Annotated in this window: 19 protein-coding genes; 13 read left to right on the plus strand and 6 right to left on the minus strand. The window is 41.7% G+C overall.

What is annotated here, in order from left to right:
* Positions 1–420: 420 nt before the first annotated feature.
* Together ahcY and AC570H_RS21880 are read right to left on the minus strand one after the other, a co-directional pair.
* Positions 421–1737: an adenosylhomocysteinase gene (gene ahcY, locus AC570H_RS21875; RefSeq protein ID WP_497358962.1), complete on the minus strand. Its 1317-nt coding sequence runs from the start codon at positions 1735–1737 to the stop codon at positions 421–423.
* 124 nt (positions 1738–1861) lie between these two features.
* Complete coding sequence (locus AC570H_RS21880) at positions 1862–2620, minus strand: 3-keto-disaccharide hydrolase (protein WP_497358964.1); 759 nt, start codon at positions 2618–2620, stop codon at positions 1862–1864.
* A gap of 8 nt (positions 2621–2628) precedes the next feature.
* Between AC570H_RS21880 and AC570H_RS21885 the strand changes: the two genes are divergently transcribed.
* From AC570H_RS21885 to AC570H_RS21905, 5 genes are all read left to right on the plus strand, one after another.
* Complete coding sequence (locus AC570H_RS21885; RefSeq protein WP_497358966.1) at positions 2629–3093, plus strand: hypothetical protein; 465 nt, start codon at positions 2629–2631, stop codon at positions 3091–3093.
* An 82-nt stretch (positions 3094–3175) separates the two neighbouring features.
* Positions 3176–3373, plus strand: a complete 198-nt coding sequence (locus AC570H_RS21890; RefSeq protein WP_497358968.1) for a hypothetical protein — start codon at positions 3176–3178, stop codon at positions 3371–3373.
* Positions 3374–3441: 68 nt separating this feature from the next.
* Positions 3442–3882, plus strand: a complete 441-nt coding sequence (locus tag AC570H_RS21895) for a DUF6194 family protein (RefSeq protein ID WP_497358970.1) — start codon at positions 3442–3444, stop codon at positions 3880–3882.
* 10 nt (positions 3883–3892) lie between these two features.
* Positions 3893–4507 carry a Crp/Fnr family transcriptional regulator gene (locus tag AC570H_RS21900; RefSeq protein WP_497358972.1) on the plus strand — a complete coding sequence of 205 codons (615 nt, stop codon included), beginning with the start codon at positions 3893–3895 and terminating at the stop codon, positions 4505–4507.
* Positions 4508–4593: 86 nt separating this feature from the next.
* Positions 4594–5325, plus strand: coding sequence for a GNAT family N-acetyltransferase (locus AC570H_RS21905; protein ID WP_497358974.1), 732 nt, complete (start codon positions 4594–4596; stop codon positions 5323–5325).
* A gap of 35 nt (positions 5326–5360) precedes the next feature.
* On the opposite strand, the gene AC570H_RS21910 is transcribed toward AC570H_RS21905, so the two are convergent.
* On the minus strand, positions 5361–5681 hold the full coding sequence (locus tag AC570H_RS21910) for a hypothetical protein (protein WP_497358976.1): 321 nt from the start codon (positions 5679–5681) through the stop codon (positions 5361–5363).
* A 138-nt stretch (positions 5682–5819) separates the two neighbouring features.
* On the opposite strand from AC570H_RS21910, the gene AC570H_RS21915 reads away from it, so the two are divergent.
* The 3 genes from AC570H_RS21915 (at position 5820) to AC570H_RS21925 (ending at position 7205) form a co-directional block, all read left to right on the plus strand.
* Positions 5820–6173, plus strand: a complete 354-nt coding sequence (locus AC570H_RS21915; protein WP_497358978.1) for a DUF2752 domain-containing protein — start codon at positions 5820–5822, stop codon at positions 6171–6173.
* A gap of 4 nt (positions 6174–6177) precedes the next feature.
* Positions 6178–6645: a CCC motif membrane protein gene (locus AC570H_RS21920; protein WP_497358980.1), complete on the plus strand. Its 468-nt coding sequence runs from the start codon at positions 6178–6180 to the stop codon at positions 6643–6645.
* A gap of 149 nt (positions 6646–6794) precedes the next feature.
* On the plus strand, positions 6795–7205 hold the full coding sequence (locus AC570H_RS21925; RefSeq protein ID WP_497358982.1) for a BrxA/BrxB family bacilliredoxin: 411 nt from the start codon (positions 6795–6797) through the stop codon (positions 7203–7205).
* Positions 7206–7361: 156 nt separating this feature from the next.
* Here the strand turns inward: AC570H_RS21925 and cdaA are convergent, their stop codons facing one another.
* Together cdaA and folP are read right to left on the minus strand one after the other, a co-directional pair.
* Positions 7362–8153, minus strand: a complete 792-nt coding sequence (gene cdaA / locus AC570H_RS21930) for a diadenylate cyclase CdaA (RefSeq protein ID WP_497358984.1) — start codon at positions 8151–8153, stop codon at positions 7362–7364.
* A gap of 220 nt (positions 8154–8373) precedes the next feature.
* A complete protein-coding gene (gene folP, locus AC570H_RS21935; protein WP_497359192.1) occupies positions 8374–9231 on the minus strand; it encodes a dihydropteroate synthase in 858 nt (285 codons plus the stop codon).
* Between the two features lie 54 nt (positions 9232–9285).
* Between folP and AC570H_RS21940 the strand changes: the two genes are divergently transcribed.
* The 5 genes from AC570H_RS21940 to AC570H_RS21960 are packed head-to-tail and all read left to right on the plus strand — an operon-like array spanning position 9286 to position 13027.
* The gene (locus tag AC570H_RS21940) at positions 9286–9828 is read left to right on the plus strand and encodes a DUF1599 domain-containing protein (RefSeq protein ID WP_497358986.1); all 543 of its coding nucleotides are present in this window, start codon (positions 9286–9288) and stop codon (positions 9826–9828) included.
* Positions 9829–9877: 49 nt separating this feature from the next.
* Positions 9878–11029, plus strand: coding sequence for a BT_3928 family protein (locus AC570H_RS21945; RefSeq protein ID WP_497358988.1), 1152 nt, complete (start codon positions 9878–9880; stop codon positions 11027–11029).
* 3 nt (positions 11030–11032) lie between these two features.
* A complete protein-coding gene (locus AC570H_RS21950; RefSeq protein WP_497358990.1) occupies positions 11033–12088 on the plus strand; it encodes an ABC transporter permease in 1056 nt (351 codons plus the stop codon).
* A 1-nt stretch (position 12089) separates the two neighbouring features.
* Positions 12090–12530, plus strand: a complete 441-nt coding sequence (locus AC570H_RS21955; RefSeq protein ID WP_497358992.1) for a DinB family protein — start codon at positions 12090–12092, stop codon at positions 12528–12530.
* Positions 12527–13027 carry a shikimate kinase gene (locus AC570H_RS21960; protein WP_497358994.1) on the plus strand — a complete coding sequence of 167 codons (501 nt, stop codon included), beginning with the start codon at positions 12527–12529 and terminating at the stop codon, positions 13025–13027. Before AC570H_RS21955 ends, AC570H_RS21960 begins: the two co-directional genes overlap by 4 nt.
* 101 nt (positions 13028–13128) lie before the next feature.
* Here AC570H_RS21960 and AC570H_RS21965 read toward each other — a convergent pair whose 3' ends face one another.
* Positions 13129–14832: a M28 family peptidase gene (locus AC570H_RS21965; protein WP_497358996.1), complete on the minus strand. Its 1704-nt coding sequence runs from the start codon at positions 14830–14832 to the stop codon at positions 13129–13131.
* Positions 14833–15156 lie beyond the last annotated feature (324 nt).

The following is a 15156-nucleotide window of genomic DNA, read 5'->3' on the forward strand; positions in this document are numbered from 1 at the left end:
CGAAGAGCTGCAGAACGTAGTTTTTCTAAAACTAAAATGTTTATTAATCAAGCTTTCGCCTCCTAGCCGGCTGGGCTAGTCCTTTCTCCTTGATGAGAAAGGGACCAAAGAACTGAGCTTGCGAACTCATGAATGCCATTAAAATCTTTAACACTAATGAATAATCAAGGCTTCAAATCTTTATCGCAAACTCTAAACTTTCGTTTGAATGGCGCAAGAACAAATCGTGTTAATGGCAGTACTAAAATTTAACAGAACTACAACACTTCTACGCTCTTGTACAGCACCGAAGAGCTGCCGAACGTAGTTTTTCTAAAGAGAAATTGCTTCACTGCGTTCGCAATGACGATTGAAATAAAAAGGGACATGCAATTTGCACATCCCTTTTTAATAATATTTAGCCCCTTTAGGGGTTGGGGTCTAGTACCTGTACGTATCTGGTTTGAAAGGACCTTCAACCGGAACACCAATATAGTCTGCTTGGTGCTGATCTAAAACGTCCAATTCTACACCGATTTTCTCCAAGTGCAAACGAGCTACTTTTTCGTCCAAATGCTTAGGCAATACATAAACTTTGTTTTCGTATTTGCCAGGGTTTGTCCAAAGCTCCAACTGTGCCAAAGTTTGGTTGGTAAACGAGTTACTCATTACAAAACTTGGGTGACCAGTAGCACAACCAAGGTTAACCAAACGGCCTTCGGCCAAAATGATAACATCTTTACCATCGATGGTATATTTATCTACCTGAGGTTTGATCTCTACTTTGGTATTGCCATAGTTTGCGTTTAGCCAAGCCATATCGATTTCGTTGTCGAAGTGACCGATGTTACAAACAATAGCTTTGTCTTTTAAGGCTTTGAAGTGCTCGGCACGAACGATGTCGCAGTTACCGGTAGTGGTTACCACAATGTCGGCTTCTTTAATGGCAGTAGCCAGTTTTTTCACTTCGTAACCTTCCATCGCTGCCTGTAAAGCACAGATTGGATCGATTTCGGTTACGATTACGCGTACGCCTTGTGAGCTTAAAGATTCTGCAGAACCTTTACCCACATCGCCATAACCGCAAACAACGGCTACTTTACCGGCCATCATTACGTCGGTAGCGCGACGGATCGCATCAACCAACGACTCGCGGCAGCCGTATTTATTGTCAAACTTAGACTTGGTTACCGAATCATTAACATTGATGGCAGGCAAGTGCAAAGTTCCGTTTTTCATCCTTTCGTACAAACGGTGTACGCCGGTAGTGGTTTCTTCTGATAAACCTTTGATTTCGGCAATCAGTTCAGGAAACCTGTCGAAAACCATATTGGTTAAATCGCCACCATCGTCTAAAATCATGTTTAACGGCTGACGGCCTTCACCGAAGTGTAAAGTCTGCTCGATGCACCAATCAAATTCTTCTTCGTTTAAGCCTTTCCAAGCATAAACCTGAATGCCTGCAGCGGCAATAGCAGCAGCGGCGTGGTCTTGGGTCGAGAAAATATTGCAAGACGACCAGGTTACTTCTGCACCCAGTTCAACCAGGGTTTCGATTAAAACCGCAGTTTGGATGGTCATGTGCAGACAGCCTGCAATGCGGGCGCCTTTTAAGGGTTTAGATGGTCCGAATTCTTTGCGCAAGGACATTAAGCCAGGCATTTCTGCCTCTGCTAATCCAATTTCTTTACGGCCCCATTCTGCCAGTGAAATGTCCTTAACTTTGTAAGGAACGTAAGTTGTCTCTACTGATGACATATTATTTGATTTAAATTGAAGCACAAAGGTACGGCATAGCTTTGTGAAAGTAAAATTATACCTTACTTAATGACTTGCGTGTAACTAAAATTGAGTGCCTTGCAAAATAGATTTAGCCGATAGCTTATAACTCCCTGATCCAAATATTTCTAAAACTAATTGGTGCGCTAGGGTCACCATGATCTTGTAGCTTTATCGGTGATGGGCCATGGGGCTTTTTGTAAGATGCTTTGCCTATGTATTGAGTAGGACCAAGAAGTTCTATATTGTTCTGTACTAAGATGCCATTGAAGATTACGGTAACTTTTGCTGGTTGCTGCAAAGTGCCGTCTTCTTTAAAAATTGGAGCAGTCCAAATTACATCGTAGGTTTGCCATTCTCCCGGTTTTTTATTTGGGTTGGCCAAAGGGACAAATTGTTTATAGATGCTTCCGGCTTGCCCGTTTACATAGGTTTCATTGTTGTAATTGTCGAGTATTTGGAGTTCATACCCTTCATCGCCAGCACCGGTGGAGGCTAAAAACAAGCCACTGTTGCCTCTTGCTTGTCCCTTGCCTGTAATGTTAGCAGGTATTTTCCATTCCAAGTGCAATTGGTAGTTGGTAAATGATTTTTTGGTTTCTATGTTTCCAGTACCTTTTTTTACAGTGAATTCACCATTGCCCACAACCCATCCAGCTGGTTTTGTCCGGTCCTTTACAGAAACCCATTGGTCTAGATTCTTTCCATCGAATAAAATCAAGGCATCAGAAGGAGCATTGCCAATAACTTCGGCCGGAATTACTTTTTTAGGTATAGGACTATAGATTTCGGTGTCCTCTGGTTTTTGTGCCGAAGCAAATAAAGCTGTAAAAACGCCAATAATTGTTAATATTTTTTTCATTTTTTTAATTGCATTGTATAAAAAGCAAGATAATCACATTTATAACAAAAAATATATATAACTATCTAAATTGTATCTTTGAATATCAAATGCTAAAAAATATTACATATCGCAGAGAAAGCATCCAGAAATGGTTGCTGGCGCTTGCCTTATTTTTGAGCATTTTCACTTTTGCAGGCCTAGCCAGAAGTGCGGAAAGCGGATTGCCAAAGGCACATCTGACAGAACTGGTTGATATACAAAAGGCAAACGTTAAAAAGAAAGCCATTCTTTATGGGCTTTTTGTCAAGGTTGCAACGCCAGTTGTGCCACAACAAATTAGCAAACAGGTTATTTTAAATTATGGCCTGCTGGTAAAAGTACGTTATGAAGCGTTGTTGAAAAGCGTAGCTAGTTATGGCTTTACAAGAAAATTGCTCTATCAAAAAACCATTCCCCAAAGTTTTAAGGAAAGTGTAAGGTTGAACGCTTAAATCGCGCTCCATTCTTTGGCCAAACATTGGCCATATTTTACACAGTTTGTTGCTTTTGGCAACATTAATCCCTTAAGAACTAATGAAAAATTTCAAAAAAATACTGAGACTAATCAGCCTCGTTTTGCTGATGGTTTTAGCAACTGTAGGCGTAGGCCTAGGCGGGGGCATACCTCCCCGTAGCGTAGGAAAAAGAAACGAAATGATCGAAATCAACGTTCAATTAGATGATGAAGCCGAGTCGGCCATTGATGTATCGGAAGCGGGCATCAAATCTTGACCACTTGGTTTTATGGCATTCTAATTAGATTAATCATCCTATTTTTATTCATCAAAATCCCTGTTTTTATGCAAGAGCAAACAATCATTCAATTTATTGCCGATAACTTTAACAATGTAGAAGTAGTTGCTTCCTCGGGAGATTATTTTTTCTTTTACGATCCTGAGAAATTAGAAGAACCCGATCACCGTTTTCCCTTTGTTACCTTGGTAACCGATGATAATTATGATACTGTTTCGGATTTGAAGCGTCCTGCGGTTTACCGACTGAACATTGGCCTGAGCAAGGAATCGTTCCAAGCCTTGTTTGGTGAAAGAGCACACGAAAGCACCTATGATTTTGCTGAACTGGACAAATTGATGCCCCATCCAACGTATGGAAAAATGTATTGGTGTTGTGTGCTTAATCCGGCAGATGCCACTTTAGACCAGGTGAAATTCTTACTGGCCGGTGCCTATGAGATGACTGCAAAAAAATATCACGCAAAGAATGATAAAATTGTAGGCTGATCACCGAGATATGCCAAATCACCAAATTAACGATCACGAACGGCAAGATTTCATTACCCAGCTCAAAGCTGCTTTTTTAAGCTATTATCCAATAACGGATGAGTCTTTTGGCCTGCTTGCAAATCTTGTTAGGTTCGAGACATTAAAAAAAGATGAATTGTTGCTTTGCGAAGGAACAGTAGCAAAGCACATTCATTTTATTGTGAAAGGTGCACTGAGGGCTTATATTACTGATGAAGCAGGCAACCTCTACAACAAAAACATCTTTTTGGAAGGCGATTTTGCAGGTTCGAAAGTTTCTCTTCTATTGCAAACACCATCGAGTTTCGCCTTGCAGGCCTTGGAAGAGTGCATATTGATCAGTCTTGATTTTAAGCAATACAAAGCGCTGATTGATGCTCATGAAGACCTGAAGAATTTTTACATTGCCTACTTGGAAAAGAATTGGGTAATAGGCAAGGAACAGCGGGAAATTTCATTGGTGATGGAGAATGCAAAGACCCGATACCTTGCTTTGCTCGATAAACATCCAGCTATAGTCAGTAGGATCCCTTTGCAACACATTGCTTCGCACTTGGGCATTACGCCTACACAATTGAGCCGGATTAGAAAAGAGCTGAAATAAAAATGCTAAATCAACATATGTAAAGTGTGGCTAACATTTGCCTGTTTAACTTTGCGTGATCGGACATCACATTGTTCGAATTAGAAATGAAGGACCTTACTAAAGCAAACATAGATAATTTAACCGCTCTTTGGCAACAGGCAGGAGAGGCCTTCGGTGCCTATCATCACTTTAACGATTTTGACTATTGCCATGTGGCAAGATTGGAATGGCCAAACCGACTTTGGTTTGCAAAAGATATAACGGAAAAGACTTTAGCAACCGCATTGAAACACCTAGGGAACTCATCAGTCGTTATTCCCTATTGGGATATTTACCAAAGCCAATCATTTGAACTTTTGGAGGCCAATGGCTATGTAGAGCGCTCTAAGCAAATAGCTATGTATTTAAAACTGGATAAACCTTTTGAAGAAAAGCAGGAGCTGGACTTTAAATTGGCTGTCACTCCAGCAGACTTTGAGATGTGGTCGGAGCTGTTCCTCAACTGCTTTGGCTATCGGATAGCTGCCGAAGTTTTGAGCCATACTTATCAGGAGGTTAATTATTATTCGGTTTACCTGAAGGACGAAGCCGTAGGTACGGCTTTGCTTTTTAAAACTGGCGAGGTAGTGGGTGTACATTCGGTGGGCATTTTGCCATCGCAGCGCAGAAAAGGCTTTGCCGAAGAAATCATGAAATTCTTGCTACACAAGGCGATTGCGCTCGGAGCCAGCCATGTTACTTTACAGGCATCGGCCATGGGCAAGGGATTGTATGACAAGCTTGGCTTTGTGGAGCAGTTTGTGATTAAGAACTACGCATTGCCTAAATGTGATTGATTAAAAAAAGCCTCCTTTCTGAGGCTTTTTCTCTCTTATGGATAACTGAGTTCGTGCGAGAAATTGACAATGGCGCTTTCTAGCGTAGCTACCTTGGTATCGGGGTCATAAGTTCCGGTGGCATTTACCAAGCTTCCTCCATTTGCCGAAACCTTGGCAACCGAAGTCTGGTCGTCTTGATAAACGTAAACGCTGTAATCGGTAGCGCCGAGCGCATAGTACCAATGACCCACATAAACAATTGCAGGCGGCTTGTTAAATTTTGATCGGGCATTAGCCTCTGCCTGTGTAGGCTGTACGCTGGCCAGAGTAAACATGGCTACAATGAATGCCATAAGGATGATTAATTTTTTCATAATGATTTAGGGTTAGTTAGTAGGTTACAATTTACCTAAAATGACTTAAAGCAAGTGTTCTGTTTTTTGACATACAACTTATGCACTGTTAAAAATCAGCGGTTTTTTAATTGTATTTAATTGCTAATTTTAGCCCTGATGAAAGGCATTATCGGATTGGTGTTATTGTTTGTGTTTACAGAAGCTGGAGGAATTCTCCATTGGCTCGAACACCACCTGCTGGCCTGTCCGTTTAAGCAGACCTTTGGCATTGATTGCCCTGGATGTGGCTTGCAACGTTCGATACTGGCTTTGCTGAGAGGTGATATCGGAGCCTCTTTAAAATTATATCCAGCAACTGTTCCTATTCTTTTTTTGGTTTTCTTTACCCTCGTCCACCTGAAATTTGATTTTAAGAACGGTGCTTTTTTGATTAAAATCCTTTATATTGGTATCGCCTTAATTGTCATAGCCAATTACATTTATAAAATATATAATCACCAATTAATTTAAAGACATGTCTGAAGAACAATTAGAACCACAAGAAAATCCAACACCTCAATCGAGTACGCCACCACCACCTACACCGCCACAAACACCGTTTCCACCAAATAATGGAGGCTTTGGAGGAAATTTTGGAAATAATTTTGGAGGCATGCAACAATCGTTGCCCAATGCAACTGCGGTATTGGTATTGGGTATTTTATCAATTGTAACCTGCTGTTGCTATGGCGTATTGGGCTTGATATTGGCAATCATTGCATTGGTATTGAGCAAAAAAGACAGAGAGCTTTTTGCTGTAAATGCCGGTGCCTATACCGAAAGCTCATTTAAAAACCTGAACGCAGGTAGGGTTTGTGCCATTATCGGATTGATATTGAGTATTTTATACCTGCTATTAAATATTGCTTTCCTAGCGATGTTCGGCTTTGGAGTATTGAAAGATCCTGAAGCGCTGCAAGAGGCAATTAGAAACCTGCAATAAAACAAATTATATAATCGGAGAGTCGAGGTTGAAAATCTCGGCTCTTTTTTTATGCGCCAACGTCAACAAATTGTTATTTTATTGTGATATAAATATTAGCGCACAATGTTTGTTATCTTTGTATCATTATTCAATAAAAAGAGAAAAAGATGTATCCTGAATATTTAGTAGAACCTATGCGTGCCGAGTTGACCAACGTAGGTTTTGAAGAATTAAAGACTGTAGAAGCAGTAGACGAAGCGATTAAGGGCGAAGGAACTGTATTCGTAGTAGTAAACTCTGTATGTGGATGCGCGGCAGCTAATGCCCGTCCGGCAGCTAAAATCGCGGCAGCCAATGCCAAACACCCTCAAAAATTGGTGACTGTTTTTGCAGGCATGGAAAAAGATGCGGTAGATAGGGCAAGATCTTACATGATGCCTTTCCCGCCGTCGTCGCCATCAATGGCCTTGTTTAAAGATGGCAAATTGGTACACATCATTGAGCGCCATCAAATTGAAGGCAGACCGGCACAGATGATTGCCGAGAATTTAATCGGAGCTTTTGAGCAGTATTGCTAATTAGATAAAAGATAATAGAACAAGGAGTAAGGATGATGAATCTTTGCTCCTTTTTTGTTGATTAGCCATTAATTCATTCGCTCGTCAGCTGATTGTTAATTGCTAATTGGCAACTGTGAACTATTAGCCATCGACTATGGGCTAAAGACTTCCAGGCTAAAAGTCTTTATTCAATAACTTCTCCAGTTCGCCAAAAGAAACATTCATCCGCACACGGCCTTGTTTGGCGTAGGCAATTTCGCCGGTTTCTTCAGATACAATCACGGCAACCGCATCGGCAGTTTCAGAAATACCAATGCCCGCCCTATGGCGCAGGCCGAATTGTGTAGGCAGTTTATCATTATCGGTTAAGGGAAGGATACAACTTGCGCTTTTGATTTTATTCTCAGCCACAACAACGGCACCATCATGCAATGGACTGTGTTTTTGAAAAATACTCTCCAGCAAACGCTTCGAAATTTTGGCATCGATTACCTCGCAACTGTTGGTAAAAAGCTCGTCGTCGTAAAACTTCACGAAAACGATCAAAGCGCCTGTTCTCGATTTTTTCATGCTTTTGCAGGCATCAATAATCGGCTTGATCCTTAACAGGTTATCCCTTTCCAAGTCTTTGCTGCCAAAAAGATAGCCCCACCAGGCCTTGTTCTTTTGTAAAAACGTGCTTTTGCCTATGTGTAACAAGAAGCGCCTGATTTCCGGCTGAAAAATAATAATCAAGGCCATGATCCCCACGCTGATAAACTTGTCTATAATGGTAGAAAGCAAGTCCATATGCAGTTCTTTTACCACTCGGTAAAAAATGAGGATAATGAACATGCCCAACAATAGGTTTACGGCAAGCGTATTTCTGATAAGGCTGTAGATATAGTAGATCAGGATAGCCACCAGAATGATGTCTATTGCGTTGGTCCAAGTAAATTTAAGGAAATCAAAGTCGAAGCTTTTCATTAGGCACAAGTTAGTCAATTCATTCTTTCTAATCAATAGGACAGGGAGTAGTCCTTCTACAATAAAGTTTGTTATCCAAAACGAGACTTTTTATCCGGAACAAAGCTTGTCATCCAGAGCAAAGCGAAGGATCTACAGGAAGGAGTCTACTAAAATCAGATTCCTCCTGTCGTCGGAATGACAAAATAGGATCGGGCGGAATGACAAATAGGAGATGAAATTAAACACTCCACATTTTTTCGGTCAGCGTAATACACTCCAAGGCTTCCCTTACATCGTGTACCCTCAAAATGGAGGCGCCTTTTAGCAAAGCGATCGTATTTAAAACAGTGGTGCCGTTCAATGCATCCGTGGCTTTGTTCTGGAGCACTTTGGTAATCATCGATTTTCTTGAAAAACCCGCCAAAATAGGCAAGCCAAAGCTGTTCAAGACCTGCATTTGCTGCAACAGCTCATAATTGTGCTCAATGGTTTTGGCAAAACCGAAGCCGGGATCGATGATGATGTCTTTAGCGCCTAATAGTTTGAGCTTTTCGATCTTTTGGCTAAAATATTGAAATACCTCTACCGTAATGTTTTCATAGCTTGGGTTTTGCTGCATGTTTTGTGGCGTTCCTTTCATGTGCATCATCACATAAGGCACCTGTAGTTCGGCAACCGTAGCAAACATTTCGTCGTCTAAATTGCCAGCGGCGATATCATTAATCAAATGTGCGCCGGCCTCAATGGCTTCTTTAGCTACCCTAGCCCTAAAAGTATCGATAGAAAGCAGTGCTTCTGGAAATTCTTTGGCTAATGCTTCTACTACCGGAATCAAACGCTTCAATTCTTCGTCTGTACTGATATCGGCAGCGCCCGGTCTTGAAGAATAAGCGCCAAGATCGATAAATTTGGCCCCCTCTTTTAAAAAGGTTTCGGTCTTGTCAAGCGCTTCTTTGATACCCGCTGCACGACTTTCTCCGTAAAAAGAATCGGGCGTTAAATTTAAAATCGCCATAACAGCCGGACTGTCCAGTTCGATAGGCTTGCCTCTGCTATTTAGTGTTGCTTTTCGGTTTAAAAACGTATCTTTAGCCATCATTTAATGCAAAAATAGGCATTAACCTAGCTTTAAACTAAATATTTTATTGTTTTGGCCAATAACACATCACAAGAGTACGACGAGGTAGTAGCGGTATGCAAATCGCTTTTTTTAAAGAAGACAAAAGATTATGGAACCGCATGGCGGATTTTAAGGCCAGCATCTATAACCGACCAGATTTTTATCAAGGCGCAACGTATCCGTACGCTCGAAGAAAAAAAGGTATCTAAAGTTGGCGAAGACATTACCTCAGAGTATATCGGCATTGTTAATTACTGCGTAATTGCCATGCTGCAGCTTGAGCTTACCGAAAACGATCCGAATGAGTTGGAAGTAGGCTTGGTAGAAAAGCTGTTTAACGAAAAAGTGAATGGAACAAAGGAGCTGATGTTTGCCAAAAACCACGATTATGGCGAAGCCTGGCGAGACATGCGCATCAGTTCACTGACAGACCTGATCCTGATGAAAATATTTAGGGTAAAGCAAATTGAAGATAATTTGGGTCAAACCGTAGCTTCTGAAGGCGTAAATGCCAATTATCAGGATATGCTAAACTATGCCGTATTTGCCTTGATCAAATTGGGTGTTAAATAAAATTTAGATTGGCCTTGGGCCTCGTCGAAACAAATATTAAAAATTGATTATGCAGAAAATAGCTTTAAACTTTTCGAGATGGTTTGTAGGGATTTTATTCATTTTCTCAGGGCTGATCAAAATAAATGATCCACTTGGGTTTGGCTATAAGCTTCAGGAATATTTTGAGGTTTTCCATATCACTTTTTTAAGCAATTGGTCAACGGGTATTGCCCTTATTTTATGCGTGCTCGAAATCTACCTGGGCGCTTTGTTGCTTTTCGGTTTTTGGCGAAATTTGGTAACCAAGGGTCTGTTAGGGCTGATCATTTTTTTTACGTTCCTCACCTTTGTATCGGCTGCTTTTAAGGTCGTAACTTCATGTGGCTGCTTTGGCGATGCCATTCCGCTTACGCCTTGGCAATCGTTTAGCAAAGACCTCGTGCTATTGGTTTTAATCGTTTATCTTTTCATTAAGCGTGAAAAAATACAACCCCTTACCCAGCATCCCGGCTGGCAAGGCGGCTTATCAACGGCTGTTTTGGTAGCTTCGTTCTCGTTTGGCATGTTTACCTATAATTACCTGCCGGTGATCGATTTTCTGCCTTATAAAGTAGGGTCGAATATCCCCGAGTCAATGAAAATTCCACCAGGTGCGCCACAAGATGAGTTTTTGATCATGTACCAGTTGAAAAACAAGGCGAATGGACAAACCAAAACCATGAGCGACAAAGATTACATGAAGCAGGAAATCTGGAAAGACAACAACTGGGAAGTGGTGGGTACGCCAGAGAAAAAACTGATTAAAAAAGGCTATGATGTCAAAATCAAAGATTTGGTAATTACCGATGCATCGGGCACCGATTACACCAAAGAACTGATCGAAAACCCATATTATAATTTGGTCATTGTGGCTTACGATTTAAAGCATACCGATGAGAGGGCCATCGCCGAAATCAATGCCTTGGCTTTAAACGCAACAGAGCAATTCAATATCCGTACGGTATTGCTTACCTCAAATTCGGCACAGGAGGCTGTCGCTTTTAGCAAACGCATGAAACTTTTTTCTGAAGTGTTTTATGCCGATGCCGTTCCCTTAAAAAGCATGGTAAGGGCTAATCCGGGGGTGCTATTGCTCAAAAACGGAACGATCATCAACAAATGGCATTACCATACCGTGCCTTCTTTTGAAAAACTGAGCAAAGAATATTTCAGCAAATAACCAATGGGACGTTACGCCATCAGAAAATTCTTATATGGCCTGGCCGTAATGGGCGGGGTGATAGTGGTGGTTTTTGTATTGTTCAATATCCTGCCGGGAGATCCTGCCCGAATGACGATGGGGCAACGGTCTGATGTACAATCGCTAGAGGCTGTGCGCAAGGAATTTGGCTTGGACCGTTCTAAGCCCGTGCAGTTTTTTCTTTACCTCAACGATCTTTCGCCAATCAGCATCCATCCCTACACCAGCGAAAACCAAGAAAAATACCATTATCAAAAAATATTTAAGGTAGGTACGGATGTTGTCGTACTCAAAGTGCCTTACCTGCGCCGGTCTTACCAAACCAAGAGAGATGTAACCACCATCCTTTCAGAAACCGTGCCCAATACAGTTGTATTGGCCTTAACGGCAATGTTGTTTGCCACACTGATTGGTGTGTTACTGGGTGTGGTTTCGGCCGTACATCAGGGAACTTGGATAGATAAGCTGGCCAATTCTTTTGCCATTTTAGGGATATCTGCACCCTCTTTTTTTGCAGGGATTATCATCGCCTGGCTGTTTGGTTTTGTATTGGCCGACTTTACAGGACTGAACATGAGTGGAAGTTTATATAGTTACGATCCGTTTAAGGGAGAAATCATCACTTGGAGAAACCTTTGGTTGCCTATGATTACCCTCGGCTTGCGCCCCTTGGCCATCATTGTACAGCTTACCCGTAGCGCCATGCTCGATGTATTGGCACAAGACTATATCAGAACAGCAAAGGCCAAAGGCTTGGGGCGCTATGCCATCATTTACAAACATGCTTTAAAAAATGCCTTAAATCCGGTAATTACCGCTGTATCGGGCTGGTTTGCTTCTTTGTTGGCTGGATCATTCTTTGTAGAATATATTTTCGGCTATAACGGTTTGGGCCGTACCACGGTTACCGCATTAGAAATGTCTGATTTTCCAGTAGTGATGGGCTCCATTTTATTTATAGCCTTTGTATTTGTGGTGGTTAATGTTTTGGTCGATTTGTTGTACGCCTGGATAGATCCTAGGGTTAAACTTGCTTAACATGCTTGCAGAACTTTTAAATTATACCACAAAAGCCGACGCCATCGTTATTGCTGCGTTAAATGCGCCATCGGTAGATTTGCCGGAAGCCAATAAATTATTTAGTCACGTGCTTACCGCACAGCACATTTGGGCCAAACGCATTTTGGGCATGCAACCAGACAAAGGTGTTTGGGAAGAGCAGCCGAAAGCTGTTTTTGAAGAGTTAAGTGCAGCAAATGCCCAGTTGTTTCAAACGATTTTGGCCACTAGACAATTAGATGAGGTTATTCATTATGCGAACACTTATGGCGAGTTTGAAAACGACCTACAAGATATCCTGTTCCATGTGGTCAACCATTCAACCTATCATCGGGCACAAATTGCAACGATGCTCAAAAAGGCTGGTCAAGTACCACCAGTAACCGATTACGTGATATTAAAAAGAACAAACCAATTATGATTATTTTCTTGGTGGGCTTTATGGGCTGTGGCAAAAGTACCAAAGCCAAACAACTGGCACAACGCTTAAACTGCCCGGTGATAGATTTAGATGCCGTTATGGTAGAGGAACAGCAACAATCCATCGCCGACTATTTTGCTGCCCATGGCGAGGATTCTTTCCGCCAATTGGAAAGCAAAACCCTAAAAACCTATGCTTATCCCGAAACTTGTGTGGTAGCTACAGGCGGCGGCCTGCCTTGCTTTTTCGACAATATGGATTGGATGAACGAACACGGTACGACTGTTTACCTGCAAATGACTCCGCCACAATTGGTGTCGCGCCTGCATAACCGCGAAAAAAGGCCTTTGCTTAAAGGCATGGATGATGAGCAGTTGCTGGAATTTATTGTAAAAAAACTGGAAGAAAGGAATCCATTTTACAACAAGTCAAAAGTAATCATCAATTCTTTTGACCTGGATGCGGAAAGACTTGAGAAAGCGATTCGGGAGTCTTAATTCTGTAGTCCAAAGTCTATAGTCCGAAGCCTTGAGTGTAATATTGTTTAAATACCTGACTCTAGACTTCGGACTCCCGACTTCAAACTTCCGACTAAAACCTACTTCAACTGGCTGATATAAGCCTGTGTTTGTTTTTCTACTTCGAGGGTGGCTACTTTAATCGCTGAACCTACTCTGGTGGTTGCTGGTTTTACAGCCATATTGCCAATCGTAGCCAACGCATCAGTGTACCATTTGCCCCAAACTTCCAGGATATGCTGTTCGTCTGTTGCCGATTTTCCTTCTGCAATGGCTTTTTTACTCAGGTCGAATTCTGTTTTAAGACGGATCAATGCATCTGTCTTTACTTGGCTCACGGTTTGCGATGCCGTATTTTCATTGGCGGTAACTAAAGTATAGGCTGCTGTTAGTGCACTCACACCCACATTTTTCATGGTAGTAGCCGAAACCTTATCGATCCTGTCGTTATCGGTATGGTAAAATACATCGGTAAAATGCCACATCAACAAGCCGGGGATTTTATTCTGCAAAAATGGCGTATGGTCGCTGCCTCCTTCAAAAGGGTTATAGTTAACCGTCCAATTGGCAAATTTGCCCTGCGCTTTGCAAATGTCGAAGATAAAATCATTGTAATAATGTGGGAAAAGGTCTTTCTCTTTTACATCGCCAGCACCCCATTCGGTATGTTTATCCGTTCCACGGGTCCAAATGGCCGATGGATCAGGCATTTTTTCGATTAAGAAAGAACCTCCTGTTTTTTTAGTGTCTTCACCCACCATATCCAAGCTCATGCCCCACATAATGCCTTTTGCACGTTCTTTATCGTCGGTAATGTACCTTCCGGTTGATACAATTTCATCGCCCCATAAAAAGGTAAGCGAACGTTGTGGCTTAAATTTGCCTGATTTTACCAAAGCAGCCGTTACACGAGCCATTTCGGCCAAGGTACCTACACCGCTGGCATTGTCGTTAGCGCCTGGTTCTTGTACGTGGGCACTGTATACAAAACGCTCATCGGGACTTACGCTGCCTTTCACATTGGCCAATAAAGTCAATTCCTCTGCCTGGTAAATCTTGGTTTCGATCGTTACTTTCAGCTCTACTTTTCCTTTGAGGCAGGCGGCTTTTAGTTTTTCTTTTACACCATAAGATAAAAGCAAGGACCAAATACCCGCATTTGCTGGCATATTGCCAAACTGAATAGAGGTTTGGTGTACTTCTGGTTGGGTATATTTTGGCATCGAATAGCCCATAACGCCTATGGCGCCAGCTTTTGCTGCGATAGCTATCAATCTTCCGGCCGAAGCATCTGCAAATACAATCTTGCCTTTTAAGTCTTTGCCCTCCAAATCCTGCGCCGTGCCTTTGCCTACAAAAACAACTTCGGCAGTAACACCACCAGCTGGAGTTGAGGGACAATTGATCGGAATCATATTGCGATTGGTTTTAAAAGCAATCAAGGGCTGGCTTTCGCCAACTAGTGTTACACTGGCATCTACAGGCTCCCAAGTACTGCGTTTCATTGGGCGTTTCTCGATCCTATAGGTAAGCGGCGCTTCAAACTCATTGGCTTTTTGCTCAACGAAACCTGCTTTTTTAAGAATATCTTCTACATAATGGATGCTTGCGTTAAAGCCCGTGTTGCCGGGTACGCGAAAATATTTTTCTACAAAAGCGGTAGTAGCATAGGCATTTTTCTCGTTAAAGCCAGCACGTGTGAGTTTAAAATAATCAGCGGTTTGGTTTTGTGCAAAGCTGTTGATTGCACAAAGGCAGATCAAGGCCAGTATCAGTTTTTTCATCAGTATATAATTGTTTTTTAGCGGGCGTTTCTTGGTGATTTGTAAAATCTTGATGGTTGTTTCAAGTTAAAAGCTAAAGGTAATTTATTCGGCAGAAATCCAGTGAACTCAGACGTAAATTTTTTATGATCGGCACTATCTAGCACAGCTAATTTGATTTTCGCTTTTTGCCTAGAAAATGCTTGGAACAGCTAGGTTTTTACTCTCGAAACAAATTAAATTCTCTTTTAATAAATTTTAAATGATCAAATAATGGTAAAAAAGTTTAAGTATTTGGTAAAAAGGGTTTGGGATAGGCGCTAGTTAATGCTGAATTTTGAAAGC

The organism is Pedobacter sp. B4419 (assembly GCF_059693725.1).

Coding starts and splice junctions, on each gene's coding strand:
- ahcY (WP_497358962.1), bottom strand. CDS start 1,737: ATGTCATCAGTAGAGACAACTTACGTTCCTTACAAAGTTAAGGACATT.
- AC570H_RS21880 (WP_497358964.1), bottom strand. CDS start 2,620: ATGAAAAAAATATTAACAATTATTGGCGTTTTTACAGCTTTATTTGCT.
- AC570H_RS21890 (WP_497358968.1), top strand. CDS start 3,176: ATGAAAAATTTCAAAAAAATACTGAGACTAATCAGCCTCGTTTTGCTG.
- AC570H_RS21895 (WP_497358970.1), top strand. CDS start 3,442: ATGCAAGAGCAAACAATCATTCAATTTATTGCCGATAACTTTAACAAT.
- AC570H_RS21900 (WP_497358972.1), top strand. CDS start 3,893: ATGCCAAATCACCAAATTAACGATCACGAACGGCAAGATTTCATTACC.
- AC570H_RS21905 (WP_497358974.1), top strand. CDS start 4,594: ATGAAGGACCTTACTAAAGCAAACATAGATAATTTAACCGCTCTTTGG.
- AC570H_RS21910 (WP_497358976.1), bottom strand. CDS start 5,681: ATGAAAAAATTAATCATCCTTATGGCATTCATTGTAGCCATGTTTACT.
- AC570H_RS21915 (WP_497358978.1), top strand. CDS start 5,820: ATGAAAGGCATTATCGGATTGGTGTTATTGTTTGTGTTTACAGAAGCT.
- AC570H_RS21920 (WP_497358980.1), top strand. CDS start 6,178: ATGTCTGAAGAACAATTAGAACCACAAGAAAATCCAACACCTCAATCG.
- AC570H_RS21925 (WP_497358982.1), top strand. CDS start 6,795: ATGTATCCTGAATATTTAGTAGAACCTATGCGTGCCGAGTTGACCAAC.
- cdaA (WP_497358984.1), bottom strand. CDS start 8,153: ATGAAAAGCTTCGACTTTGATTTCCTTAAATTTACTTGGACCAACGCA.
- folP (WP_497359192.1), bottom strand. CDS start 9,231: ATGGCTAAAGATACGTTTTTAAACCGAAAAGCAACACTAAATAGCAGA.
- AC570H_RS21945 (WP_497358988.1), top strand. CDS start 9,878: ATGCAGAAAATAGCTTTAAACTTTTCGAGATGGTTTGTAGGGATTTTA.
- AC570H_RS21950 (WP_497358990.1), top strand. CDS start 11,033: ATGGGACGTTACGCCATCAGAAAATTCTTATATGGCCTGGCCGTAATG.
- AC570H_RS21955 (WP_497358992.1), top strand. CDS start 12,090: ATGCTTGCAGAACTTTTAAATTATACCACAAAAGCCGACGCCATCGTT.
- AC570H_RS21960 (WP_497358994.1), top strand. CDS start 12,527: ATGATTATTTTCTTGGTGGGCTTTATGGGCTGTGGCAAAAGTACCAAA.
- AC570H_RS21965 (WP_497358996.1), bottom strand. CDS start 14,832: ATGAAAAAACTGATACTGGCCTTGATCTGCCTTTGTGCAATCAACAGC.